23 protein-coding genes and 1 other annotated feature are annotated in these 25,470 nt (G+C 48.9%); of the genes, 19 read left to right on the top strand and 4 right to left on the bottom strand.

Translation table 11 applies throughout. The features are described 5' to 3' along the window. Positions 1 to 18 precede the first annotated feature (18 nt). Genes PBN151_RS00115 through PBN151_RS00075 form a run of 9 tightly spaced genes read left to right on the top strand, consistent with a single transcriptional unit; the run spans position 19 to position 7,016 of the window. Positions 19 to 996: an XkdQ/YqbQ family protein gene (locus tag PBN151_RS00115; protein WP_072727179.1), complete on the top strand. Its 978-nt coding sequence runs from the start codon at positions 19 to 21 to the stop codon at positions 994 to 996. Positions 997 to 998: 2 nt separating this feature from the next. Further along, positions 999 to 1,301 carry a DUF2577 domain-containing protein gene (locus PBN151_RS00110; RefSeq protein ID WP_175460694.1) on the top strand — a complete coding sequence of 101 codons (303 nt, stop codon included), beginning with the start codon at positions 999 to 1,001 and terminating at the stop codon, positions 1,299 to 1,301. Then, positions 1,298 to 1,720, top strand: a complete 423-nt coding sequence (locus PBN151_RS00105) for a DUF2634 domain-containing protein (RefSeq protein WP_072727178.1) — start codon at positions 1,298 to 1,300, stop codon at positions 1,718 to 1,720. The genes PBN151_RS00110 and PBN151_RS00105 overlap by 4 nt, the downstream gene beginning before the upstream one ends. Beyond that, positions 1,713 to 2,813 (top strand): baseplate J/gp47 family protein, encoded by a 1,101-nt coding sequence (locus tag PBN151_RS00100; protein ID WP_072727177.1) that lies wholly within the window; start codon positions 1,713 to 1,715, stop codon positions 2,811 to 2,813. Before PBN151_RS00105 ends, PBN151_RS00100 begins: the two co-directional genes overlap by 8 nt. Beyond that, the gene (locus tag PBN151_RS00095; protein WP_072727176.1) at positions 2,806 to 3,393 is read left to right on the top strand and encodes a putative phage tail protein; all 588 of its coding nucleotides are present in this window, start codon (positions 2,806 to 2,808) and stop codon (positions 3,391 to 3,393) included. Before PBN151_RS00100 ends, PBN151_RS00095 begins: the two co-directional genes overlap by 8 nt. Beyond that, positions 3,390 to 3,674: a ketopantoate hydroxymethyltransferase gene (locus PBN151_RS00090; protein ID WP_072727175.1), complete on the top strand. Its 285-nt coding sequence runs from the start codon at positions 3,390 to 3,392 to the stop codon at positions 3,672 to 3,674. The genes PBN151_RS00095 and PBN151_RS00090 overlap by 4 nt, the downstream gene beginning before the upstream one ends. Then, a complete protein-coding gene (locus tag PBN151_RS00085; RefSeq protein ID WP_072727174.1) occupies positions 3,674 to 6,238 on the top strand; it encodes a hypothetical protein in 2,565 nt (854 codons plus the stop codon). The genes PBN151_RS00090 and PBN151_RS00085 overlap by 1 nt, the downstream gene beginning before the upstream one ends. Before the next feature lie 12 nt (positions 6,239 to 6,250). Beyond that, a complete protein-coding gene (locus PBN151_RS00080) occupies positions 6,251 to 6,862 on the top strand; it encodes a hypothetical protein (RefSeq protein WP_072727173.1) in 612 nt (203 codons plus the stop codon). A 1-nt stretch (position 6,863) separates the two neighbouring features. Further along, on the top strand, positions 6,864 to 7,016 hold the full coding sequence (locus tag PBN151_RS00075) for an XkdX family protein (protein WP_072727172.1): 153 nt from the start codon (positions 6,864 to 6,866) through the stop codon (positions 7,014 to 7,016). A gap of 222 nt (positions 7,017 to 7,238) precedes the next feature. Here the strand turns inward: PBN151_RS00075 and PBN151_RS00070 are convergent, their stop codons facing one another. Beyond that, a complete protein-coding gene (locus PBN151_RS00070; protein WP_175560578.1) occupies positions 7,239 to 8,567 on the bottom strand; it encodes an NCS2 family permease in 1,329 nt (442 codons plus the stop codon). Between the two features lie 245 nt (positions 8,568 to 8,812). Beyond that, positions 8,813 to 9,092, top strand: a binding site (T-box leader). Positions 9,093 to 9,142: 50 nt separating this feature from the next. On the opposite strand from PBN151_RS00070, the gene pheS reads away from it, so the two are divergent. From pheS to PBN151_RS00050, 4 genes are all read left to right on the top strand, one after another. Next, on the top strand, positions 9,143 to 10,177 hold the full coding sequence (pheS, locus tag PBN151_RS00065) for a phenylalanine--tRNA ligase subunit alpha (RefSeq protein ID WP_072727171.1): 1,035 nt from the start codon (positions 9,143 to 9,145) through the stop codon (positions 10,175 to 10,177). Positions 10,178 to 10,222: 45 nt separating this feature from the next. Next, positions 10,223 to 12,667, top strand: coding sequence for a phenylalanine--tRNA ligase subunit beta (gene pheT / locus PBN151_RS00060; protein WP_072727170.1), 2,445 nt, complete (start codon positions 10,223 to 10,225; stop codon positions 12,665 to 12,667). 416 nt (positions 12,668 to 13,083) lie between these two features. Then, positions 13,084 to 16,641, top strand: a complete 3,558-nt coding sequence (locus PBN151_RS00055) for a cell division protein ZapA (protein ID WP_072727169.1) — start codon at positions 13,084 to 13,086, stop codon at positions 16,639 to 16,641. A gap of 36 nt (positions 16,642 to 16,677) precedes the next feature. Further along, complete coding sequence (locus tag PBN151_RS00050) at positions 16,678 to 17,292, top strand: CvpA family protein (RefSeq protein WP_072727168.1); 615 nt, start codon at positions 16,678 to 16,680, stop codon at positions 17,290 to 17,292. A 99-nt stretch (positions 17,293 to 17,391) separates the two neighbouring features. Here PBN151_RS00050 and PBN151_RS00045 read toward each other — a convergent pair whose 3' ends face one another. Beyond that, positions 17,392 to 17,769 carry a cupredoxin domain-containing protein gene (locus PBN151_RS00045; protein WP_072727167.1) on the bottom strand — a complete coding sequence of 126 codons (378 nt, stop codon included), beginning with the start codon at positions 17,767 to 17,769 and terminating at the stop codon, positions 17,392 to 17,394. 144 nt (positions 17,770 to 17,913) lie between these two features. Beyond that, complete coding sequence (locus PBN151_RS00040) at positions 17,914 to 18,270, bottom strand: phage holin family protein (protein ID WP_021254566.1); 357 nt, start codon at positions 18,268 to 18,270, stop codon at positions 17,914 to 17,916. A 154-nt stretch (positions 18,271 to 18,424) separates the two neighbouring features. Between PBN151_RS00040 and PBN151_RS00035 the strand changes: the two genes are divergently transcribed. The 4 genes from PBN151_RS00035 to PBN151_RS00020 all read left to right on the top strand — a co-directional run bounded on the left by PBN151_RS00035 (position 18,425) and on the right by PBN151_RS00020 (position 23,305). Next, positions 18,425 to 20,788 carry an endonuclease MutS2 gene (locus PBN151_RS00035; protein ID WP_072727166.1) on the top strand — a complete coding sequence of 788 codons (2,364 nt, stop codon included), beginning with the start codon at positions 18,425 to 18,427 and terminating at the stop codon, positions 20,786 to 20,788. A 26-nt stretch (positions 20,789 to 20,814) separates the two neighbouring features. Next, complete coding sequence (locus tag PBN151_RS00030) at positions 20,815 to 21,234, top strand: DUF350 domain-containing protein (RefSeq protein ID WP_021254568.1); 420 nt, start codon at positions 20,815 to 20,817, stop codon at positions 21,232 to 21,234. Positions 21,235 to 21,493: 259 nt separating this feature from the next. Further along, on the top strand, positions 21,494 to 22,012 hold the full coding sequence (locus PBN151_RS00025) for a hypothetical protein (protein ID WP_021254569.1): 519 nt from the start codon (positions 21,494 to 21,496) through the stop codon (positions 22,010 to 22,012). Positions 22,013 to 22,099: 87 nt separating this feature from the next. Continuing rightward, positions 22,100 to 23,305, top strand: coding sequence for an MFS transporter (locus tag PBN151_RS00020; protein ID WP_072727165.1), 1,206 nt, complete (start codon positions 22,100 to 22,102; stop codon positions 23,303 to 23,305). A 98-nt stretch (positions 23,306 to 23,403) separates the two neighbouring features. Here the strand turns inward: PBN151_RS00020 and PBN151_RS00015 are convergent, their stop codons facing one another. Next, positions 23,404 to 24,618 (bottom strand): NAD(P)/FAD-dependent oxidoreductase, encoded by a 1,215-nt coding sequence (locus PBN151_RS00015; RefSeq protein WP_072727164.1) that lies wholly within the window; start codon positions 24,616 to 24,618, stop codon positions 23,404 to 23,406. A gap of 107 nt (positions 24,619 to 24,725) precedes the next feature. Here PBN151_RS00015 and PBN151_RS00010 point away from each other — a divergent pair, with 107 nt between their 5' ends. Next, complete coding sequence (locus PBN151_RS00010) at positions 24,726 to 24,995, top strand: hypothetical protein (protein WP_072727163.1); 270 nt, start codon at positions 24,726 to 24,728, stop codon at positions 24,993 to 24,995. A gap of 27 nt (positions 24,996 to 25,022) precedes the next feature. Then, positions 25,023 to 25,415 (top strand): spore coat protein, encoded by a 393-nt coding sequence (locus tag PBN151_RS00005; protein WP_021254573.1) that lies wholly within the window; start codon positions 25,023 to 25,025, stop codon positions 25,413 to 25,415. Positions 25,416 to 25,470 lie beyond the last annotated feature (55 nt).

Below are 25,470 nucleotides of genomic sequence, written 5' to 3'. Positions count from 1 at the left end.
AGGAGGTGAATATTTGAAATGAACAGGTTGGAAGTGTTGGTCGATAATCGTAATGGCAATGCGTGGGACATGTCACAGCTTATCTCGAGCATGACGTGGTCGACCTCCCGTGTTGGCAAGCCTGCCAGCATATCGATTTCCTTTAGTAAGGGAGCCATATTTCAGGATCGCAGCTTTACCATCAATAATGGTGATATTATCCGAGTGCAAGAAGATGGGGTGCCTGTATTTTACGGCTATGTGTTCAGCATAGAAACGGATGAGAGCAATACTGTAAAGCTGACTGCTTATGATCAGATGCGCTATTTGATGGTGAACGACTGGTGCATGCTTAAAAACGTGACCGCTACTGAAATCATTCGATATATTGCCAAAAAATTCGATATCAAGCTTGGAGAGTTAGCAGATACGAAGTATAAGATCCCAACTTTTATGGAGGACAACAAGAAGCTCTTGGATATGATGTTCCGTGCGCTTGATTTCACCCTAAACTCTACCAAAATCATCTATGTGCTGTATGACGACTTCGGCAAACTTACGCTGCGGGAAGCGAAAAGTTGGATGCCGGATTACGGGATTGGCGAAGAGAGTCAGATGACGAGCATATCCTATAAGGCCAGCATAGATGATGGGACGTATAACTATATCAAAATGTATCGGGACAATCCGGAAAAAGGTGTACGTGAAACTTTTATATCAAAAGATAGTAACAATATGGCGAAATGGGGACATCTGCAGCTGTACAAAAAGATAGATGACAAGATGAATCAGGCTCAAATCCAACAGCTTGGAGATAACTTGCTGAAGCTCCATAACCATGAGAAGAAAACATTAAAAGTGAACGCTGTAGGGGATGTGCGCATTCGAGCCGGAATGAACATCCCTATTTTTGCGCCTGAACAGAATGTGGATCTGCGAAACAAGCTCATTGAAGAGTGCTCCCAGGAGTGGAGCGGTTCAGGGCATACGATGTCATTAACGTTGAAGGAGATTTAGCAATGAGGATGATGCTGGACATTATTAAAAAAGCGGGTGTCGGAGCGGTAGAGGCATCTAGTCCGGTTGCACTGTTGTATGGTGTGGTGCTCAGTGTGTCACCCTTGGAGGTGCAGGTAGAACAGCGCTTCACCTTGCCGGAGTCCGCTCTCGTCATTACGGAACAGCTTACCGAGCACAAGGTGCGTGTCGGTGGGGAAGAGATTACGATTCGTGAGGGATTGTACGTAGGAGACAAACTGCTGTTAGTCCGTATGCAGGGAGGACAAAGCTATGTTGCCCTTGATAGGGTGGTGGGGGCATGATCCCGAAGTCAAGGTTCGAGTTGGAGAATGAAGATATACCCGTAATGTTGGAGTATACGGAACAGCCTACGCGCACCTATCGGCTGGATATGGAAGCAGGGCGCATTTTGGGAATGACAGATGGCTTGGAAGCGATGCGTCAAGCCGTGCTTAAGATATTGTTGACCGAACGATTTGAATATTTGATATATAGCCCAGATTATGGCTCTGAGCTTCGCGCGCAGATTGGTTACAGTTTGGACTTCATAAAGTCGGAGCTGGAGCGCACGATATCCGAAGCACTGCTTCAGGATGATCGAATTTTGCGCGTAGGCGAGTTTGCCTTTGAACAAACGGGAGACGCTTTACAAGTTCATTTTAAGGTAGAGACGGTTCTAGGGCAGTTAGCAATGACGAAGGAGGTGAAGTTGGATGGCTGAATGGGAACAAGGTGCTTGGAACGTGCCTCGATTGGAGGACATTATGGAGCGGATGCTGGAACGCGTTCCGTATGACGTGGACAAGCGGGAAGGCAGTATCATTTACGATGCGCTTGCCCCGATTGCTCTGGAATTGGTACAGGCTTATACGGACTTGCATTTTCAAAATGAGCTGTCGTATGCAGATACATCAAGCGGCGAATATTTGGAGCGGCGCACGGCTGAATATGGCGTGAAGCGCAAGCCGGCTAAAACAGCCAAACGCAAGGGGCTGTTTTATGATGCGGCAGGCAAGCCATTCGATGTGCCATTGCGGTCTCGTTTTGCAACGATTGAGCTTCATTATGTAGTCATCGAACGATTATCGGCAGGTGTGTTCGTGCTCGAATGTGAAGAGAAGGGCGCCAAAGGTAATGAATACTACGGCTCCTTGATGCCGGTGGATTACGTGGATGGTCTTGCCCGAGCCGAATTAGCGGAGGTGATTGCGCCAGGCGCGGATTCGGAGTCGGATGAATCACTGCGCCGTCGTTTCTTCGAGGCCGTGAATGAACAGCCATTCGGGGGCAATGCAGCCGACTACAAGAAGAAGGTGACCTCTCTTTTAGGCGTTGGCGGCGTGAAAATATTCCCGGTATGGAAAGGCGGGGGCACGGTAAAGTGCACCATCATTTCGAGCAGCTTCGAATCTCCATCTGCTGAGCTGGTGAAGGATGTGCAGACGATCATCGACCCAGAGGTGAATCAAGGGAAGGGGATGGGCTTCGCGCCTATCGGCCATACCGTCACCATTAAGGGCGCAGAGTCCGTAAGCATTCATGTATCGACGACGCTTACACTTGAAGCGGGAATATCCGTGTCACAGGTGAAGGAGGATGTTGAAAAAGTGATCGCCGATTACCTGCGGACGTTGCGCATGAGTTGGAAAGAGGAAGACCGAACCGTCGTGCGTGTAAGTCAGCTGGAAGCGCGTATTCTGAATGTAAAGGGTATCGCGGATATTGCGGATACGAAGCTGAACGGCAAGGGAGCCAATGTGGAGCTGGACACGGAAGAGCTTCCGGTCATGGGGACGGTGACCTTGAATGGCTGAACCGTTACTGAAGCGTTTGCCAGACTTTTACCATGACGTGAAGGAAATGGTTCTGCTTATGGAGACGCAGGATGGAGAGAAGGAGAAGCTGCTGGCCGCCATGCAAAGGCTGTTTGACGATCAATTCGTCATGACAGCAAGCGAGGATGCGATTGCAAGGCGGGAGCGGATGCTGAATATTCTCCCGGATCGGGATGCGGAATCGATCGATTTCCGGCGCAGACGGATTATCAACCGCTACACGACGAAGCCGCCGTTTACGATCCGGTATTTGCAGGAGAAGCTGGATTTTTTGCTCGGCAAGGACAAGGCTCGGGCTGTTATAGATGCGGACGCCTTCCTGCTTCGCATCGTTGCCAACATTACGGACGCCGCCGTATTCAAGGAGGTCGGGCACACGGTATACGCAGTGAAGCCTGCCAACTTGGTCTATCAACAGGAGACGGCACTGCTATCCAATGTAGGAGTAAATGAGAACATATACCGCTTGGATTTGAAGCGGACGACAAGGCTTTCGACAACGTGGAAGCTGGGACGTTCGCCATTTGCCGAGCGCGGGCTGGAGGTGCAGATCAAATGATCGAATCAACGTTGCTGAAAGAACTGGCGAACCATGTCAACACACGAATTGCCAAGGTCGTGCTGAATAAAACGTATGAGATTACAGAGTTTACGGTGAAGCAAGTATCGAAGAGCGTCGTCAATCTGGAATATATGATTCCGCTGGGATCTGTGGACAGCGTATCGCTGATCGAGCTTCGGGCTGCAGACGGCACGGTACTGACGTCGAATGACGTCTACATCCCGCTCACGTCTGATACGATCATCAAGCAGCCGATTACAGTGAAGGAGGTGGCCTAATGCCATACGAGGCGAAGACAAACTGGAAGTACGACGACACCGTCACGGAAAAGGATCTAAACCGCATCGAGCAAGGCCTAAAGGACGCCCATGTGGCGGAGTATAAGGATATTACGCTGAAGCCAGGTGTGCAGATTGTGGATGTTCCTGAGGATACCCCCTTCCGCATGGGGGAGATTCGCGGGCGGACGTTGATTAATTTACTTGGTTATGCAGGAGCTTGTGAAAATACAAGTCTATGGAAAACAAATTCCGTCACTGCTGAAAAATTTACATCTGAAAAAGTTCAAGGTGAATCGAGCTTAAAAGTTACTTTAGGTAATATTTATGAGGCTGGAAATGCTTTTCGATTTATTGAAAACACAACATCGGGTAAGTCGTATGTGTTGATGGGTTATATAAAGAACAGTTCAGGATCCGGTACGGTTCGAATAGAGGCACTTGAGTATAATGGTGACAAGTCTTTACATTTCCATATGACTCGGGATGTGGATTCTGGTGACAAGTTTCACCCCGTCCATATGGCTTTCACATTATCGGATCAAGCAACGCGCTTTGCAGTTCATCTTGCTGTCCTCGGCAAAATGAATGAATCGTACGGTCTATTTGATGCGATTCGAGTTTATGAGATTCCAACGTCTGAAGTAGAGAAGATTAATGCAATGACATCAGAGCAGGTTGCTGCAGCATATCCATACGTAGATGCAATGACAAATGTGAAAAATCCGTATGCTATTAGCACATCAGGGAATCTACTGCCGTTGCTGTATGGATATGACTCAGCATCACTCAACGGAGCACAAGCCGATTTACAAGGGGTTTACAAAGGCAGGGTGGTAACCGAAAAAACTGCACAATTCTTAGGCTGGGCTAATATAAGCGTCAAACCAAATTCAACATATTCGATTAGAGCGGAAAAGGCCTCTGCCATTGCGAAAATGTATGTAAACGAGCAGCCTTCTGTTGGCATTCCACATACCAAGCAGCATACATTTGACCCGATACAGGGTGGAACTTTTACTACTAAAAGCGACACAAACGTAATTGGCGTTTATTTCGGAAATCATGACACAGTCGGTGAAATCTCATTTGAGAATCCTGTTCTATCTCCGACAGCTATGCCTCAGCCATTCGCACCTCAAAGCCGCAGTATGTGGGTGGCCGATTGCCAACTTGCAGCGAATCCGGTGGACGGCAGCGATGCAGATGTGCTTAAAGTGGGAGACGAAGGATTGCCGTATGTGTTGGAAAAATGGTCGAAGGTTGCGTTGGACGGATCGTTGCCGTGGGAGGTGGTGGTCGAGGCAAGAAAGAGCGGCTTTAAAATCCTCTTTGCGGCAAATGCTGCTCCAAACAATGCTACCCCCGGTGATTGGGATGATGCGGGGAAGATATTCTCGTTTAAATATGATGGGAAGTTGTTGTCAGTAGATGATAGTGGTGTTGTTGACTGGGAAAGTAGTGACCTAGTTCGTCTATTCACATCTAACGTATATGTATCCGTATCCAACACAGATAGTGGATGGGGCGACAGCTACACGCCGACAGTCGACGAAATCAAGGCGTATTTCTTGGGTTGGCGCATGGGATCGCCTAACGATTGGTCAAAACCGTATAATGGTTCCGGTGAAAAAGCTTGGGGACGCATAGATGGGAAAGGGGCTCTTATTTCAGGAACGGGAACAACGACAACTCCAACTGAATTAAATACGCAAGGAGGTTACACACCATACCGTCTCCAATATCTCAAAGCAAGGCCAACGGTCGAACCCGTCAGCAATTACGAGACTGGTCTGATGCTATCAAAAGGCTGGAACATGGTCGAGCTCGGTAGCGGTGTTGTGTTGCGTGAAAAGGCGGATTTCGCCATAAATGCCGCTAATACACACTATTGTGTGAACACGACTGAAGGATCGGGTGATGCTCCTACACCATTCCGTTATCGCACTGAGGACATTTTAAGTATCTTTAAAAATCAGAAGACTTATGCCCACTGGGAAAAAAATATATTTTTGCCGTATGGCAAGTATAGAGCAACTATTGTCAAGGAATATTATGATCCAACTGCGGTCTATCACGTCTCATACACGATTCTAGACCCAACGCTCGCGGCTCCTATTAACGGCAGTATATCGACAAATTTGCGGAGCGCGGTAACTGACGTAGTGCAGTGGGCAGGCGATGCAGAGCGAAGATTGAGTGTTGTGGAGACGAAGAAGGCAGAGAATGACACAAAACTACATTTTATTAAACCAACACTCTTAAATGACTGGAAGCTGTTCGGGGAATCAGGCAGACCAGAGGCAGGTTATTGTAAGGATCGAGATGGATTTGTATATCTTAAAGGGGTTATCACGGGAGGCACAGTTGGGGTAACTGGTAAACCTGCTTTCTTCTTGCCAGTAGGATACCGACCAAAGAGACTGCTTTCAAAAATTGCAATAACCACTTTGTCGTCCAATGCAGCAGTAGATATTGCAGCAGATGGAGGAGTGTATATTATCACAGGAGACAATTATTTTATCGCGTTAGATACAATTTCTCCATTCCTAGCAGAACAATAAGGAGGCCTTTCATTGAAAGAAGCAATTATAACTGACCTTAACGGTCGATACATTGAACCAACGCTCGTTGCGGAGTCCGTGACGGGCGTTTTTGATAGAATGGAGCCGGTTCAGGCTGGCGCCAGTGATGTTGATGCAGAATTAATAGCTTCGCAGAAGAATGACGACAATCTACCAACTGAACCTAAAACGAAACTAGTCGGATACACAGTAGCCATTCCACTTCCTGACGGACTCTACGAGCCAACCTTCGACGTACCCGGTTATCGCAAAGCGAAAGCAGACTACGATCTCGCCTACGTCGAATATCTCGGGGCTCTTGCAAAGCATGATCCGGCAAGCGGAAAACTTGCGCCGCAGCGTCCTACACCAGTAGACTCTTCATCTTATTGGAGCAACGGCCTGACAGAGGAAGAAATTGAAGCCTTGCAGCCAAAGCCAGTTCCTACTGAACTGGATCAGCTCCGGATCGAAAATGCAAAGCTGTTGCTTCATGTAGCCGAACTGGAAGCGAAGAGTGATAAACACATAGAAGCTACGAACGAACTGCAATCTCATAACGCAGCGCTTACGCAGGATCATGCAACACTATTACTACAATTAGCCGAAAAAGGAGTGATCTAAGATGGATTGGTATACTACGGTGAAACGTTACTATGATATGGGGATTTATAAGAAGGATTCAAATGATCCATTATACGTGGGCAAGTTTTGTGAGTTCGGCAAAATTACGCCTGAACAGTTCAAAGAAATTACGGGTGAGACTTATTCCACGTAATATCCACTACGCAACCTATTCCTCGCACTAAAATGAAAAGGGCCAACATTTTGCCGGCCCTTTCACACTCTTCTTGTTTTTTTCTATTTCATCGTAAAGGATAACTGGATAATTATATACATAGTTATTATTCTGCTCCGACTAACTTCAAAGGTTGCAGGACGTCGAGTAATCCTTGAACTCAGGCTTCCTACTTAATTCTCCTTAGTTACCTTATTAACTCTACAACGTCTGCAGCACAAAGTGCAGAACGAACAACAGTGAGATCCCATAGAACAAGGGCTTCACTTCGCGTCCCTTGCCAACGGCAAGATGGAATAACGCGTAGCTGATGAACCCGACTGCAATCCCGTCGACGATGCTGTGCATGAGCGGGATGAACGCGATAATGAAGAACGCGGGAAGACCCTTGTGCATCGCATCGAATTCGATCTTCTTCACGCTTGGCATCATCAAGCCGCCGATAAAGATCAATATCGGAGCTACGGCCTGATCAGGAACCAACGTCAGTACCGGTAATGCAACCAATGTACATGCAAACAGGATTCCTGTCACGATAGACGTGAGTCCCGTGCGACCACCAGCAGAAATACCTGCAGCCGTTTCAACCGTCGCGACATTCGGGCTTGTGCCGAACAATCCGCATGTAATCACGGAAATCGCATTGGCCTGTAAGGATCGACTGAATCGTTCCGGATTCCCGCTCATTTGCAGGTGCGCATTTACAAGTCCTACATTTTCGAACACAATGACGAGCGTCAGCGAGAACGTTGCTACAGCAAGCGTAGCAGCCGACACGCCTTGAAACGTGAACTGACCGAATGCATCACCGTATGCAGCCCATGAAAAAGTCCCGCCAGTTGCTGCGCCAGCGTTAGGCACTGCGCCAACTACATAAGCGAGAGCCGTTCCTGCAATAATGGCGATAAGCAAGTTGCCGGGAACGTTGCGCATGAACAGAATGCATGTAAGCGCCAATGTAACGAGCGTAACAAGTACTCCCGGATCAGCAAATGACTGCAGTGCAATCATCGTAGATTGATCGGGGACGATTACGCCGCCCTTTTGCAGGCCAATCAAGACGAGCATAAGCCCGATCCCTACAGAAATGGCTTCCTGCAATGATTCTGGGATTGCTGCCCGTAGCTGCCCCGCGAGTGACGTGAAGCTAATTACCGTAAAGCAAACGCCGGACAACACAACAACTCCCAGCGCCTGCTGCCACGTCATGCCCATGCCGTGAACAAGCGTGTAGGTAAACATCGCATTGATGCCCATACCGGGCACAAGAATAATGGGGGACTTGCCCCATATCCCCATTAACAAGCAGCCAACAGACGAAGCAAGCACAGTTGCGATAATGCCAGCTTCTTGCGGTATGCCTGCATCTGCGAGTATCGAAGAATTAACGATTACAATATAGACGATAGCGAAGAAGGACACGACTCCGGCCAGCAGTTCTTGCCGCCACTGAATTCGTGCAGTTGCTGAAGCGTCATCTAAGGACGGTGCTTCTATCTTCGATTGTATTTGTTTCTTTTGGCGGACCAATCGTATACCTGCTTTCCATCGTAGCCCCTCACCCATCCCTTTGCATAAATAGAGGAAATTCAACCCCTAATAAAATCATGTCCGGAACTGAATCCGAGCATGAGTAGCAGTTATTATATCACATGATCTCTTTAAATAATCAAGTGATGTTCATCCATCCTGTATTTTGTACCCTGATCTACCTTGCATGAACCCGCAAAATTACATATAATAAATAACTAATTGATTGTTCATAACTATGATTAACACATGCTTAGATGGAGACAAGTACACAGTACCACTTGCCAGGGAGGCGGCGCCGCAGATTGAGAGCGCTGCTGAAGAAAGGGCTGTCGAAATTCACTCCGGAGCAGGTACCTTGAACAAGCACTTCACGCACAGTGAGGCTGCTACAGTAGAGGTTCCCGGGTTTGCGGCACGTTATCGCTGCAACAAGTGAGATACGTTTTGGTTCACGGCCTCCTAGCAGGAGAGTGTTCCGATCGGATCTAATTAGGGTGGTACCACGGTCTTCTCGTCCCTTGTGACGAGAGGGCCTTTTTTTATTTCGAGTGGAAATGAAGGGGGCTTACACAATGAAGGAGCGTTTACAGGCACTGCGCGCCGAAGCGCTGGAGAAGCTGCAGCAAGTAAAGGATGCAGGTCATCTAAATGATCTGCGTGTTAAATTCCTTGGTAAAAAAGGTGAGCTGACAGAGGTGCTGCGCGGCATGGGCGGCTTGTCGGCAGAGGAGCGTCCGCTCATTGGTCAAGTGGCGAATGAAGTACGCGGAGCCATTGAGACATTCATCGAGGAGAAGCAGGCGGCATTTCTCCGTGAAGAGACGGAGCGTCGTCTTCAGGAAGAGACAATTGACGTGACACTGCCAGGGCGTCCAATGACAGTCGGTGCGGTTCACCCGTTGAACAAGGTGATTCAACAAATCGAAGATATTTTCATCGGTATGGGGTATACGGTAGCAGAAGGTCCAGAAGTGGAGCAGGACTACTATAACTTCGAAGCACTGAATCTGCCGAAGGATCACCCTGCGCGCGATATGCAGGATTCGTTCTACATTACAGAAGATATCCTGATGCGCACACAAACATCGCCTGTACAAGTACGTACCATGGAAGCGATGAAAGGGAAAGGCCCTGTTAAGATAATCTGCCCAGGTCGCGTATATCGCCGCGATGATGATGACGCAACACATTCCTTCATGTTCCATCAGATTGAAGGACTTGTTATCGACAAGAACATCCGCATGAGTGACTTGAAGGGAACGCTTCTTCAATTCGCACAAGAAATGTTCGGTTCGAAAACACAAATTCGCTTGCGCCCAAGCTTCTTCCCGTTCACAGAGCCAAGCGTTGAGGTCGACCTGACTTGCATGAAGTGCGGCGGCAGTGGCTGCCGTATCTGTAAGCAAACAGGCTGGATTGAGATTCTTGGTGCAGGTATGGTTCATCCGCGCGTGCTTGAAATGGGCGGCTACGATCCGAAAGAGTACTCTGGATTCGCATTCGGTATGGGTGTAGAGCGTATTGCCATGTTGAAATATGGCGTGGACGACATTCGCCATTTCTATACGAACGATATGAAATTCGTGCAGCAGTTCGCACGGATGTAATGAACGGAAGGTTACCTTTAAAAGAAGAAAGGAAGAGAGCGAGAAATGAACGTATCCTACCAATGGCTATCGCAATATATCGACTTGACCGGCGTATCCGCTGAAGAAATCGCGGAACGCATGACGCGTGCCGGTATCGAGATCGACTCGGTGGAGAACCGCAATCAAGGACTTGACCACATCGTAGTGGGCTATGTTGTATCGAAGGAGAAGCATCCGGATGCGGATAAGCTGAACGTCTGCCAAGTAGACGTAGGCGCAGAAGAGAAGCTTCAAATCGTGTGCGGCGCGAAAAACGTAGATGCAGGACAAAAGGTTCCTGTCGCAACAATCGGAGCAGTTATGCCAGGCGGCATGAAGATTAAGCGTGCGAAGCTGCGCGGCGTAGAATCGCAAGGCATGATCTGCTCAGCGAAGGAGCTTGGTATGAATGACAAGCTGCTTCCGAAGGAAATGCAGGAAGGCATTCTTGTACTGCCAGCAGAGACAGAACTCGGAACTCCGATTGCAGACGTGCTCGGCCTGAACGATCATGTACTGGAGCTGGATCTTACACCGAACCGCTCTGACTGTCTGAGCATGTTAGGCGTTGCGCATGAAGTGAGTGCATTGCTGGAGCGTCCTGCCCACTTGCCTGAGCAGGAAGTGAAGGAAAGTGCGGAAGCAGCTTCAGGCAAAGTGAAGATTAGCATTAGCGCGGCAGAAGGCTGCACGCACTATGCAGCACGTTATATCGCGGGTGTAACGATTAAGCCATCTCCATTGTGGCTGCAAAATCGCTTGCTTGCAGCAGGCGTTCGCCCAATTAACAATATCGTGGACGTAACGAACTTCGTCATGTTGGAATACGGCCAGCCGCTGCATGCGTTTGACGCGGATAAGCTGAACGGCGGCGGAACGATCGACGTTCGCTTTGCGAATGAAGGCGAAGAACTGGTTACGCTTGACGGCCAAGAACGCAAGCTGGAGCCGCATATGCTGCTCATTACAGACGGCGTGAAGCCAGTTGCACTTGCAGGGGTTATGGGCGGAGAGAATTCGGAAGTATCTTCGGATACGGTGAACATTCTTCTTGAGTCCGCGCACTTTGCAGGCAGTGTCGTGCGCAAGACATCCCGTCAATTGGGACTGCGTTCGGAAGCATCACTTCGCTTCGAGAAAGAAGTGAACCCAGAATCGGTCATCCCAGCATTGAACCGTGCGGCTGAGTTGATCCGTACACTTGCGGATGGTGAAGTATATGCAGGTGTCGTGGAACAACAAACTGCATCAGCGGAGCGCAAAGTTATCGAACTGACTTTAAATAGAACGAACCGTCTGCTCGGTACGTCGTTGACAGCTGAAGAGGTTCGCAAGATTATGAGCCGTCTTGGCTTCGAGCTTGTTGAGAAATCCGCAGGAATCTTCGACATCACTGTGCCTACTCGTCGTGGCGACATTACGCGCGATGTAGACTTGATCGAGGAAGTTGCACGTATTTTTGGATATGACAACATCCCGGTAACTGCTATTGAAGGAGCAACAACACCAGGCCATTTGACGAAGGGGCAGCGCATTCGCCGTGCGATTCGCCGCGTCCTGACAGACAACGGTGTGAATGAGGTTGTGACATATTCCTTTACGAATCCGGCCGACACTTCGGTATTCCCTTCCTTCATGGAAGGTGCAGTACCTGTACGTCTGGCTATGCCAATGAGTGAAGAGCGCAGCGTGCTCCGTACGAACCTGGTTCCTGGTCTTATTGATGTAGCGGTGTACAATCGCAACCGCAAGCATGAAGATGTAAGCATCTTCGAACTGGGTACACTCCATCTGACGAAGGAAGAGCAGCTTTCAGCACAACCTGAAGAGGTTCTTGTTGCTTCCTTATTGATGACTGGCAAGCGCAGTGCTGCACAATGGAATGTGAAGGCAGAACCGGTTGATTTCTATGATTTGAAAGGGGTGCTCGACAGCCTCGTAGCGCACTTCGGCTTGGATGGACGTGTACGCTATGCAGCAGATCGTCCGCAAGGCTTGCACCCGGGACGTTCCGCTTCGCTTTATTTGACAGGCGAGAACGGAGAGCAGTACATCGGCTTCATCGGTCAATTGCACCCTGAGGTACAGCATGCGAAGGATGTAGCTGACACGTATGTTGCTGAGTTCTTGGTACAGCCATTGATCGATGCAGCAGACTTCGATATTGAGTACCGCAGCCTTCCGCGCTACCCAGCTGTAGACCGCGATATTGCGGTTGTATTGGATCGCGGTACAGAAGTAGGGCAAGTAGTTGCTCTTGCTAAAGAAACGGCAGGCGAACTTCTTGAATCGGTAAATGTATTCGACGTATACACAGGAGATCATGTTGCGGCAGATAAGAAGAGCGTCGCTATCTCGCTCGTATACCGTCATCCAGAGCATACATTCACGGATGAAGAAATTACAGAGCTGCATGGCAAGGTTGTGACGGCAATCGAAACGAGCTTCAACGCAGAGCTGCGGAAGTAAGGTTGCTCCAGAGCAGATTCTCTTATTACGGAGACTGCTTCTATAATAGAAGTTCATTGAAGTTGGGACGGATATTTCCGCTCCCAACTTTTTTTATGGGTTGGAACGAAGTGAACATCCTTTTTATGGAAATAAATGTGATAGATAGAATTCTTGCAAGGACCTATATTTGCAATTGCTTTACTACTACCCCTATAATAGGGAAACCCTGTAATAGAAGGGTATATCAGATCTTTTTCCCCTAAATATTCTATGAAATGAAACTTGACTTTCCTCTATGCGTAGGAGGAGAAGGGCACTAATATATCGAATTACTAATAGAGTTTGCGTATGACATGCAAACATGGATTAATTTGTTGCTACATGTAGGCTGCAAGCCCTAGCATGCGGCACGTTAAGGTAAGGAGGACCAAAGAATGACTAGTCCGGATAACAAGCATCGTGTAGCGGTTGAAATATACGGAACACAATATAAATTGGTAGGATCAACAAGCAAGGATTATATGCGCAACGTAGCTGCAATGGTCGATGAGCATATGCGGAGTATTGCAACTGCGAACTCGCGGCTGGATACAACGCGAATTGCGGTGTTGTCGGCTGTACATATTGCTGAGCAAGTGCAGAAGGTGAAGGATGAGCAGTTGCAATTAAGCTCATCGTTGAAGGAAATAGAAGCGACGAATCATAGCTTGTCGAGACAGCTTACTCAGGTACAGACGGAGTCGGAGCAGTCACTAGAGAAGCTGCGCAATGAGTCTGCACAGAAGCTGGAGCAGCTTCAGAAGGAACTCAGCAACGAGAAGTCGAAGGCCGAGAAGCAAGCGGCTGATCTTCGTGCTGAGACGGCTAAGTTGAAGGAAGCGAATCAGCAATTGGCCGATAAGCATAAGGCATCGGAAGAGCGTGTGCATAAGCTGACTGAGCAGGTGAAGGAGACAGAGCGACGGATTCAATCGTTGACAGCCCGTGAGAATGAACAGAAGAAGAAGCTGCAGCAAGTAGAAGAACGATTGAAGGCAGTTTTGGAAGAAAAGCAGAAGGCAGAGCAGCTTCATGCCCGCACCCTTAAGCAGAAGCTGGAGGAAACAGAGCGTCTGTGGAGCACGAAGCTGAATGAGCAGAATCAAACCTGGGAGGCGCAGCTACAAGAATCCGAGCAGAGCTGGCAAAAGCGTCTAACGGAATCCGAGCAAAGCTTGAAGGAGCAGTTGACGGAATCCGAGCAAGGGTGGCAGACGAAGTATTCGGAGAACGAACAATTGTGGCAGAGCAAGCTAAGTGATACAGAGCAAGGCTGGCAGAAGCAGTTCGATGAAGCAGAGCAGAGCTGGTCCAGCAAGCTCGCGAACAAGGAACAGAGCTGGGAAGAAGAGCGGGCTCTCCAGGAGCTGGAATGGACAGAGAAGCTGGACGCCAAGGAACAGCAGTGGCGAGAGCAGCTCGACGCTGAGAAACAGAAGGCAGAGCAGTTATCTGCAGAATGGGAAGAACAACTTGCTGAACAGACGGCTGCATGGGAAGGGCAATTGACAGCTCAGGCTATAGAATGGGAAGCGCGCTTGTCGAAGAGAGAAGCAGAGCTCGTTCAAGATCGAGACAAGCAGTTGACGCTGCTCAAGCAGCAGCATGAGGCGAATACCAAGCAGCTGCAGCAGAAGCATGAGCAGGCTGCCGAGCAGATGAAGTCTGCCCAGGACAATCAGCGCAAGCAGGCTGAAGAACGTCATGCTGCCAAAGTCAAAGAGCTGTCCGACCAGCATGCGAAGGAGATCGAGCAAGTTAAGGCGGAACACCGCTCGAATTTGGCGAAGTCGCAAGCGGAGCAGAAGCAGGCGCTGAATGAAGCACAGGCACTGCATCAGAAGACATTGAATGATGTGAAAGCGAAGTGTGAGAGCGACATAGCTCAACTGCTAGCTGATCAGAAACAAGCGATGGACAACATGCAGGTGCTTCATCAAGAGGCCTTAAATGAAGCGAAGACGAAGTATGAAGAAGAACTCGCTCAACTGGTTGCGAATCAAGAGTTTGCGCTAGGTGAAGCGCAAGCGCAGAACCAGAAGGCATTGGACGAAGCTAAGACCAAATATGAGAGCGACATTGCCCAATTGCGTACAGAGCTGGCAGATGCCAAGTCTCGACATGATCAAGAGCTGGATCAACTGATCATCGAGCATCTGGAGCAGTTGGAGCAAGCAGAAGCAGATAAGCAATCTTCGATGGCTGCACTTGAGGATAAATGGAAGCAGGAGTTAGCCCAAGCTGAATCTGAACGGAGCAAGGCTGTTCAACAGGTTGAGGCTGTCTACCAAGAGCAACTCCAGCAATCTGAGCAAGAGCGTGAACTTGCACTGAAGCAAGCGACGGAGCAGTATGAGGAGCAGCTGCTAGAACTGCTTACTCAGCATGAGCAACAGCAGCAGGAATTGATTGCTCGGTATGAGCGGCAGCTGGATGAGCTGCGTGCACAATCCGAGCAGCAGCAGCTAGAGCAGGGAGCTCTGCATGAGGAGAAGTTGCAGGCAGAACGCGCTCTGTATGAAGAACAGTTGCAAGTGGAGCGTGCTCAGCGTGAAGAGCAGTTGAAAACAGAACGTACTAAGCATGAAGAGCGGCTGGAAGCTGAACGTGCTCAGTATGAAGAGCAATTGGAAGTAGAACGTGCACAGTATGAGGAGCAGTTAGAAGCAGAACGTGCTGAGCATGGGCAGCAGTTGGAGGCAGAACGTGCTCAACATGTAGAGCAGCTGCAAGATGAGCTTGCCCAGTATGAAGAGCAGCTGCAAGAAGAACGTGTTCAGCGCGAGAAGCAACTGCAAGAAGAACGCGCTCAGTATGAGAAGCGGCATGAAGAGCAGCAAGTCCAGCATGAACGGCAATTGCAGGAATTGCGCGCCCAATATGAGGGGGATGTGGATGCTTGGACTGCACTTCAGGAGGAAGCATCGGCTGTACATGCCAAGGAACTGACGGATCTTGAGCAGTCTCTGCGTGCAGAAGCTGAACAGAACGTGCAGAAGAAGGATGCGCGCATCCATCAGCTCGAAGGACATCTGGGACGCGCAGAGGAGCTTGATCGAGCGCGTCAGGTGGAGATGGAGCGGCTCATACGCGTGCGAGATCATGTGCAGGCTGAGGCTGCTGAGCTGCAGCAGCAGCTTGAAGCGATCGAACAGAGCAAGGAAGAAGAGCTCGAAGCGCTTCGTGCTCAATTCGAGCGTCAGCTGAATGAGCGACTTGACCAAGAACGAGCGGCTTGGATGCGTGAAGCCGAACAAGCACGAAACGCACTGCAAGAACAATGGGAAGCAGAACGCCATGCTTGGAAAGAACAGGGTGAACAAGAGCAGGATGCCTTGTACGATCAGCTCGCGGAATATGAAGATAAATGCCGTCAGCTTGAATCTGAGAAGGAAGAGCTGCAAGCAGCTTTCACAAGCATCCAGCAGGCGCAGCATGAAGCTGCTGCTACTATTGCAGAGGCGAGACAGCAGGCGGAGGAAGTTCAGTCCCGTTATGACCAGTTGGAGGAAGAACAGCAGCTATACATCACGGAGCTTGAACAATATGAAGAAGCCAAGTCTCTCTTGAAGCAGCGTGAGCAAGAATGGGTACAGCAAGAGCAGCAATGGACAGAGACAGCGGCTACGTGGAGTGAAGAGCGTGAGCAACTGCAGCAACAGCTCGAGAGATTGAAGGCTGAAGTTGAGGAAGCGAAGAAGCATACAGAAGAGCAGGTTCGGTCTCATGCTGAGATGGAGGTTATTCAGGAGCAATTCGAGGTTCTCTCCCATCAATTCCGCTTATCCCAACTGGAGCGGGAGAAAGAACGCAGACAAGCGGATGAGACACAAGGGGCTTATTCGAAGCTTACTGATGAATATACCAAGCTTACTGATGAGCTCACGAAGCTCAAGGATGAGTACGCGAAGCTCCAAAGTGAATTCAACGAATGGCTGGAAATGATCGAGTAGATATACATGAGGAGCGAACAAAGGAATAGCAAATAAATGATGCAAGATATAGGGAAGTTTATTAATAACGTATGGATGGAAATCGCGGCGGTATTCGCGTCATGGAACGGCTTGGATTATGCCATAGTGGGAGCAGCAATCGCATGTATTGTTCTGGGAGCAGTGCGGGGATTCAAGTCTATCGCACTCTCCCTCTTTGGCTATATTGTCGCCTTTATCGTCGCGGCTCGGTTTTATGCAGATTTTGTACCATGGGTAAGGAAGAGAGTATTTACAACAACAGTTAGCAGCGGATCAGGGGCGAAAGCCAGCGGCGGTACGCCCTTAGCGGGAACATTTATGGATACCGTACACGCTGTGGTGGCCTTTTTGCTTCTGTTCACTTTTATACTGGCAGGCCTCTGGCTAATCCGGTTCGCCTTGAAGAAATTCACGGATGTACCGCCGGTACGAACCGTAGATCGGGTAACAGGGGCAGTTCTCGGATTGGTGCAATTTGTCTTTTTGTGGTGTATGATTTACGTACTATTGCGGGCATGGCCGGCTGGTGTATTTCGCGACTGGGTTGATGCTTCGATATGGGTAGATAGAACGGGGAAGTGGATGCCAGATGTTATGGTTGAAGCTGTAAAATGGGCTCAGTGGCTGTAATGGAATCACTGATAAATGCGTGGCATGCATGAATCATCATATACATGAATGAGCAGACCGCCGTCCTCCCAGCAATAGGCAGGGATCAACGGCGGCCGCTCATTTTTCGACAATAAATTTGGCTGTCATTTCATTGTGTCCCGGACCGCACAGAATTGTGCATGACATGTCATATGTACCGGGTTGTTCTGGAGTGATAACTTGCTTCGGATGAGTTGGATCAAGGGACAAATTCAATGCCTTAATAGCAACCCCGTGATTGCCGACGGCATCTAATACGATGCGTATGGGTTCACCGGATTTGACACGGTATTCAGACTGATCGAATTTGAAATTCGTGGCCTTGATGATAAGCTCTTTGTCTGTTTTTACATCGTCATCTTGCTTTTGTCCAGATTGTCCCCCGCATCCGGATACTATGACCGCTGCGAGCAATAGGGATGAGATGAGCGACCTTAGGCTACCCCGAGTCAACATTCGTATTTCCTCCTCTCCTCGTCCATATAGTGTAACGGAAATTTTATCCTTTTTCCATTACTTATATGGAGCGAAGAGAAGGAAGCTATACAAGGGGCTCACTCATGGAAATGAGCACAGCAGCCCTGGATGATGATCACGCCGTTATCTGGACTCGTGGCCAGCTTCGAACGGCGTTGCGACTGGAATGAACAAGTCGATCAATCCAATGACAAGCGCTGCAAGAATAGCGCCGAGTACAGTGACGGATACACCGCCAACAAAGAACTGGGCGATGTAGATGACAACCGCACTGGCGATGAAGCCGACGATCCCGCGTCCGAACGGCGTAACTCGTTTTCCAAATATGCCTTCGACAATCCAGCCGAATAAGGCTATGACTAAGGCGAGGATTAAGGCACTCCAGAAACCGCCTACGGTGAACATCGGCACAATCCAGCCCGTAACCATCAATACGATGGCTGCCACAATGAATCGAACCACATGACCGAGAAAACTCATGGACTTTTCCTCCTTACTCGTTTGAAGGGTATAGGTTTGTGCAACAATTATTGTAACCTTATCCGCGATATTCATGAGTGGCATGTTCAGACATTGGATAGCCATTATTTCGGTATACCGCTATAATGAACAGCGAGAGGAGTCGTGACTTGTTTTGGACTCGAAAATTTTAAAAACAATGGATTACCATAAAATACTGCAATCGCTCGCGCGACATGCGGCTACCCCGTTAGGGGAACATGCTTCCTTGTCTCTGCTGCCAAGCACGGATCTAGAGGAAGTGAAACGACGCCTGCAGGCGACGGATGAGGCGATGACGATAGATCGGTTGAAGGGTGGGGCTCCATTCTCCGGTGTTACCGATATACGTCCTGCCGTGAAGCGTGCACGTATTAATGCAATGCTGAGTGCCAATGAATTGTGGGATATTTCAGCGCTTATCTTTGCAGGCCGTCGCGTAAGACGTCATATTGAGAGTGTACATGAAGATAATCCTGTACCGCTTCTGATGGCGCTGGCGGATTCGCTGAGCTGGCAGAAAGAATTGGAAGAAGAGATTAGACGCTGCATCGATGAGCAGGGTGAGGTGCTGGATCAGGCAAGTGCTGAACTGGCAACGGCACGTCGTGAACTGCGCATCGGGGAGACACGCATCCGTGAGAAGCTGGAGTCCATGATTCGTTCATCCAGCGCGTCCAAGATGCTGCAGGAGCAGCTGATCACGATTCGCAATGATCGATACGTAATCCCGGTGAAGGCAGAGTACCGCGGCCATTACGGCGGGATTGTTCATGATCAATCCAGTTCAGGGGCAACGCTCTTCATTGAGCCTGAGGCGATTGTGACACTTAATAATAAGCTGCGGGAAATTAAGCTCAAGGAAGAGCGTGAGATTGAGCGTATTTTGTCCCGCTTGACCGAGCACGTTGGCTTGCAAGTTGATCTGCTATTAAGCGATACGGATTGCATTGAACAGTTGGACTTCATCTTCGCGAAGGCTCGTCTAGCGCATGAGATGAAGGCAACGCTGCCGCGCATGAATGATCGCGGGTATATGAAGCTCATTAAGGGCCGCCATCCGCTTATTGATCGGGAACAAGTGGTGCCGATCGATGTAGAGCTTGGCAATGATTATACGACTATTATCGTTACCGGTCCGAACACAGGCGGTAAGACGGTATCCTTGAAAACGATGGGACTGCTAAGTCTCATGTCCATGTCTGGTTTGTTCATACCGGCTCAGGATGGCAGCCAACTATGTGTATACGATGCCATTTATGCTGATATCGGCGATGAGCAGAGCATTGAACAGAGTTTGAGTACGTTCTCCAGCCATCTGACGAACATTATTCGCATATTGGGAGAAATGACTCCGAAGAGCCTCGTGCTGTTAGATGAGCTTGGGGCAGGAACGGATCCTGCAGAAGGATCTGCACTCGCGATCGCGATTCTGGAGCATATTCATCGTCTTGGCTGCAGACTCGTTGCGACGACGCACTATAGTGAACTGAAGGCATATGCATATGAACGCAAGGGCGTCATTAATGCAAGCATGGAATTTGACGTGCAGACATTGCGCCCAACGTATAGACTTCTTGTTGGTGTTCCTGGCCGAAGCAACGCATTTGCGATTGCAGAACGTCTTGGCCTTCCGACTTCCATCATTGAGCACGCTCGTGGCGAAGTAACAGAAGAAGACATGCGTATCGAGACGATGATCGCATCGCTCGAGGAGAACCGTCTTCGCGCAGAAGCAGAGCGTGTGGAAGCAGAGAAGATTCGCAAGGAAACAGAGCTCCTTCGTGCTTCGATTGTTGAAGAAGAAGCGAAGCTTCAGGCGGAGCGGGACAAGCGAATTGAGCGTGCTTCTGAGGAAGCGCGTGAAATTGTTCGGAAGGCGCGTTATGAAGCAGATGATATCATTACAGAACTGAAGCTGCTCGCTCAGGAAGGCGTGAGTGTGAAGGAGCATTTGTTGACCGAGGCTCGCAAGAAGCTCGATGAAGCTGCTCCGGCTAGCAAACTAGCCTCCAAGTCGAAGACTGTGAAGAAGCAAGCACGCAAGATTGAAGCTGGGGATGACGTTATGGTATACAGCTTGAATCAGAAGGGCAGCGTGGTTGAACTGGCGGGCAACGAAGCTGTTGTTCAGCTGGGTATTATGAAGATGAAGGTTCGAATGGATGATTTGGAGCTTGTCACTTCATCCGCTTCGAAGCAGAGCAGTAAGTCCGTGAAGACAGGCACAAATGTGAAGCGAACACGAGCAGACAATGTACGTTCCGAGCTTGACTTGCGTGGAGCGAATTTAGAAGAGGCAATTATTGAGGTCGATCGCTTCCTTGATGAAGCTCTGCTCGCGAACTTGGGTCAAGTATATATCATTCACGGCAAAGGGACTGGGATTCTGAGAACGGGAATTCAGGAGTTCTTGCGAAGACACAGACATGTGAAGACGTTCCGTCTCGGCAACTACGGTGAAGGCGGTACAGGGATTACGGTTGCTGAACTTTCGTAACAGCGAACGAACCGGGGAGGATGAATGTGGAACGATTTATTGAGCAATGGCTTAGTAACCCATACGTATCCATGTGTGCTTACTTTTCTGTAACCGTACTGGCGCTTGTCGTGTTCTTGTCCATCTTTGAATTAGTGACAAGATACAGATGCTGGGAGGAGATCCGCAAAGGCAATATTAGTGTCGCGATGGCTACCTCTGGCAAAATCTTCGGAATTTGCAACATATTCCGCTTCGGGATCGAAGCACGGGATACGTTGTATGCGTCATTGACATGGGCAGCACTAGGATATGTACTGCTATTAATGGCATATTTTTTGTTTGGATTTCTGATGCCGTATTTCAAATTGGACGATGAAATTCAGAAGGATAACCGTGCAGTTGGTTTGCTGTCTATGGTTATCTCCGTATCCATGTCCTACATTATCGGAGCTAGCATTAAGTAGTTTTACGTAGGAACAGCAGGTTCGTTACTATGGCAGCGGAGGTCTTGCATGAAGTATTTATGGGGAACACTGTTTGCATTGGCAGCGATATTTATTATTATTGGAATCGTGTATTGGGCGAATCTGTAATGGATGCTCTATAATAGAGATACCAGCACGAACAAGTGCAGATCATTATGAATTGACATCTAGATAGGGGAGAATGTGCTCTGTAATCGACTTGCAGAGCCTTCTGATAAGAAAGGCAGGTTGAACGGACATGAGTCAGATTTGTCCTTGGTGTGATACGGAAATTGTGTGGGATGAGGTGCTAGGTCCAGAAGAAGAGTGTCCGCATTGCCACAATGAGCTGAATGCTTATCGGACATTGAATGTGGATATTGAGCACGATCCTGATAAGCAGCATGATGATCATGATCATGAGGAAGAATCCGAGGAGAAGGGCTGGTCCAACTTCGGCTGGACAGAAGATGCTGCCTTGTTCGGCGATGAGAGTTCATTGCAGTACCAAGAAGGCGTGGATAAGGTGCTTCATGGGCAATCCGAAGTGCCAGAATGTCCTCAGTGCAGAGAATATATGTTACTAGCTGGCACAGAGACGATAGGTTCCAATCACTTCGAGCCACATGTATCGGAAGCCTTGAAGGCGCCGGTTGTAACAGCGCCATTCCGCTTGGATGTATATGTATGCACTTCTTGCTTCCAAGTATCCAAAGTACTGGCTGAGCCGCACCGCGAGCCGCTTATGGAAGTCGTCCGCCGTGCGCAGTCTGAATAAATTATCATAAGACGGCTGCTTTAGGGCAACTTATAAGCTGTAACGAAGAGGGCTATATGCCCGATTAAGCAGGGAGGGGTTCCCTTCGTGACAGCGCGTCTTGACGCTCAATCGCTATTGCTGTTGATCGTTTTTGGTCTCTTTTCGTTGGCGAATGCTCTTTCGGGAGCATTCGTCAATGTTTTTCTATGGAAGGCTGCATCAGATTACAGCTTGATTGGCTGGTTTGCCTTCAGTCAGCAAATATCCAGCGGGTTGACCTTCTACTGTGCAGGCAAATGGGTGAAGGAAGGTAACAAAATGAATTGCCTGCGGCTCGGCATTGGATTGGCGGGGGCATTTTATGCAGTAGTACTCTGGCTTGGTAAAGGTGCGGTCGATTACATATGGCTGCTCGGATTTATATTGGGTGCTGCGTTCGGTGCCTTTTGGCTCGCCTTTAATGTGGTGTATTTCGAAGTGACTGATCCGGACAATCGTGATTTATTTAATGGCTGGGTTGGGCTTATCGGCTCATGCTGCGGGATGGCCGCGCCGTGGGCATCCGGATATTTGATCACCAAGCTTGGCGATGGAACGGGCTACCGCATCATCTTTACCGTATCATTTTGCGTGTTTATTGGGGCAATCGTATTCAGCTTTTGGCTGCACAAGCGTCCCCCTGAGGGTCACTATAATTGGGCATTGCCATTTACCGCATGGAAGAAGGCGGGCAGTCCTTGGCGGCATGCTTTGCCAGCGCTTGCTGCACAAGGCGCCAAGGATGGGGTCTTTACCTTCCTGATCGGACTTGTGGTCTACATTGCAACGACCAATGAGATGAAGCTGGGCAATTACACCCTAATCACATCTGCTGTAGCATTAGGCAGCTTCTATGTGATAGGCAGGATTATGCGTCCTTCCTTCCGGGCACCGGGCTTGTTCATCGGGACGATTGCAATGGCGCTTGCAGTCATTCCTCTATTTTTCGGTGTTGACTATGGAAGTCTGCTTCTTTTCGGGATTATCACCTCGCTATTCTCGCCACTGTTTGTGATCCCGATGACAACCGCTACTTTCGACATTATGGGGGTAGATGAGCGTTCAGCAGCCCAACGCGTGGAGCTGACGGTTCTGCGCGAATTTGGTTTGTTGATCGGGCGAATGGCAGGGGTTGCAGCGTATTTGCTAGTTGTGCAATGGAGAACGACAGAGCCGGTTGTCGTTGCTTTCTTGGCTGTATTGGGGGCTCTTCCTATTATCAGTGCAGTAAGTATCCGGACGTTAGTATCGAATCAGCGAATAGGAAAATAAGAAAGGCCCTGCTGCTCGGATGAGTCATCAGGGCCTTTTATATTCCTGTCTTTTTACGAATAGAACGTATAGGTTTAACTAAACGTCCGGGTTCACCGTTATCTCCTCGTGTAGCTGAACAGTTCAGCATCCGGATGGAAGCCGTATTCAATTAAATCTCCAACAATTTGAGACGCAATGGTGCTGTATACAGTGCCATTTCCGCCAAAGGCCTCAATGAAGAAGCATCCTGGACGGTGAGGAGCCTCGCCAAAATAGGGATATCCATCCTGCGTGACACCGAATGCGCCCGCCCAAGCATTTTCAGCTATGAGCGGAGCCAACTGTGGGAATAGGGCCTCCACTTCCTTGATAAGCTGTGCGGTTTTGCTTGGGAGCAGCTTATTCCGCTCTTCAGTACTTATATCTCCTTCATCAAATCCGCCCGCCAAGATCCGATTATCTGTCGAGGTACGCAAATATAAATACGGACGCCTTGTCTCCCAAATGAGGAAGCGTTCATGCCATACATCAAGCAGATTAGGGATAGTTTGCGTTTTAATCGCGAAGGAGCTAGTAATTCTTGTGTTTGGATTCGACTTCATTTCATTCGTTTCATACCCAAGTGCGAATACGGCATGCTTGGCTGTTGCTACAAATCCGCCATCCGTTTGTATCTGAATGAAACCACCCTCGTGCCTCACTTGGGTGCCCTTGGTATGCTCGAATACTCGCAGTTTATATTTGTTTTTCGCAGTATGTAATAGTGCATGTGTGAACCGGTATGGATTCACCTCAGCATCACCATGAGTGACAATCGCCGCCGGCTTATCGAATCCAAACCGATGACGAATTTGTTGACTGTTCCACCATTCTGTATGGAAGCCATAGCGATGCAAGGTATCGTATTCGACTCGAAGACTTCTTACGTCTTCTTCGCTGCTTGCATAATAGAGGCTGCTGCGAGGGAACATCTCAGAATCCTCATCGAGCTCGGAAGCGATCGTAAGCAGACGTTCTGCTGCTTGCTTGCACAGTGTATAGAAACGAAGTCCCCTTCGCTCACCAAATAATCCGATGCATGAGGTCAATGAACGATCATTCATGTATTGAAGCAATCCTGTACTGGAGCTTGTACTGCCGCCCCCGACATGCCTCTTCTCCAGCACAACGACATCGAATCCGCGCTTGCACAGCTCATAGGCGCAAAGTGCACCACTAATGCCTGATCCGACTACTAGCACGTCGCAGCGAATGGATTCAGATAATGGGGGATGCACATGCCTAGATGGCAGCGTACTCTTCCATGGAAGCGACCCAAATTGTAGATCCACGCGACATCTCCTTTCGTTCAGATTTCCGGTTACATATTTCCCTAATGTTGGGTTCATAATACATAGAGAACGATAACTTCCAGACAGGATGAAAGGAGTATGCTCAGATGCAATATGCTCAGCATAACCAACAGTCACATCAAGGCAATATGAAGCCGTTATCGGCGAAGGAATTGGAGTACATCGTGGATTCGATCTCCAATGAGGATTTGCTTATTAAGCAGTGTGCGGCAACCGCAGCAATGGCGACAACTCCAGGTGTTCAGCAAGCGCTGACGCACATGATCGGTGTTCATCAGCAGCACATGAATGTATTGCTACATACTCTGCAGCAGCACACACATATGGCACCAACTAGTCTACAACAATCTCAATAATCGAAGTAATGAAGGAGGAACGACAACATGAATGGTTCACAACAAAATCAATTCATGCAAGAGGAAGACTTGTTGTACACGATCTTGGCTGATTTGAAGCGAACTTCTCGCGAGTATACAACAGGTGTAACAGAAGCGGCTTGTCCGGTAGTTCGGCAGATGTTTACGGACTTGACTCACAGTACGTTAACGATGCAAGGACAGCTGTTCACGCTCATGGAGAAGAACAATATGTATTCCGTCGCATCACCAGCATTGCGCCAGGAGTTGGACAAGCAACTGAAGGACAATCAACAGCTTCAAATGAAATCCAACCAGTTCGTGCAGCAGAAGCTGGGCCAAGCGGGATATGGTCACTATCAGCAGCATGCGCATCAACAACAAGAGCATCATCAAGGCAACTATAATCAGTACATGTAATACAGGGAAAGGGGGTGTCCCAAAAGTCTAAAAAGATTTGGGACGCCCCCTTGTT

The sequence above is a fragment of the Paenibacillus sp. NAIST15-1 genome, from assembly GCF_001894745.1.
GTDB classification, from domain to species: Bacteria; Bacillota; Bacilli; order Paenibacillales; family Paenibacillaceae; genus Paenibacillus_B; species Paenibacillus_B suaedae.
The sequence above is the reverse complement of the archived record's forward strand: the minus strand, read 5'-3'. Positions and strand labels throughout refer to the sequence as shown.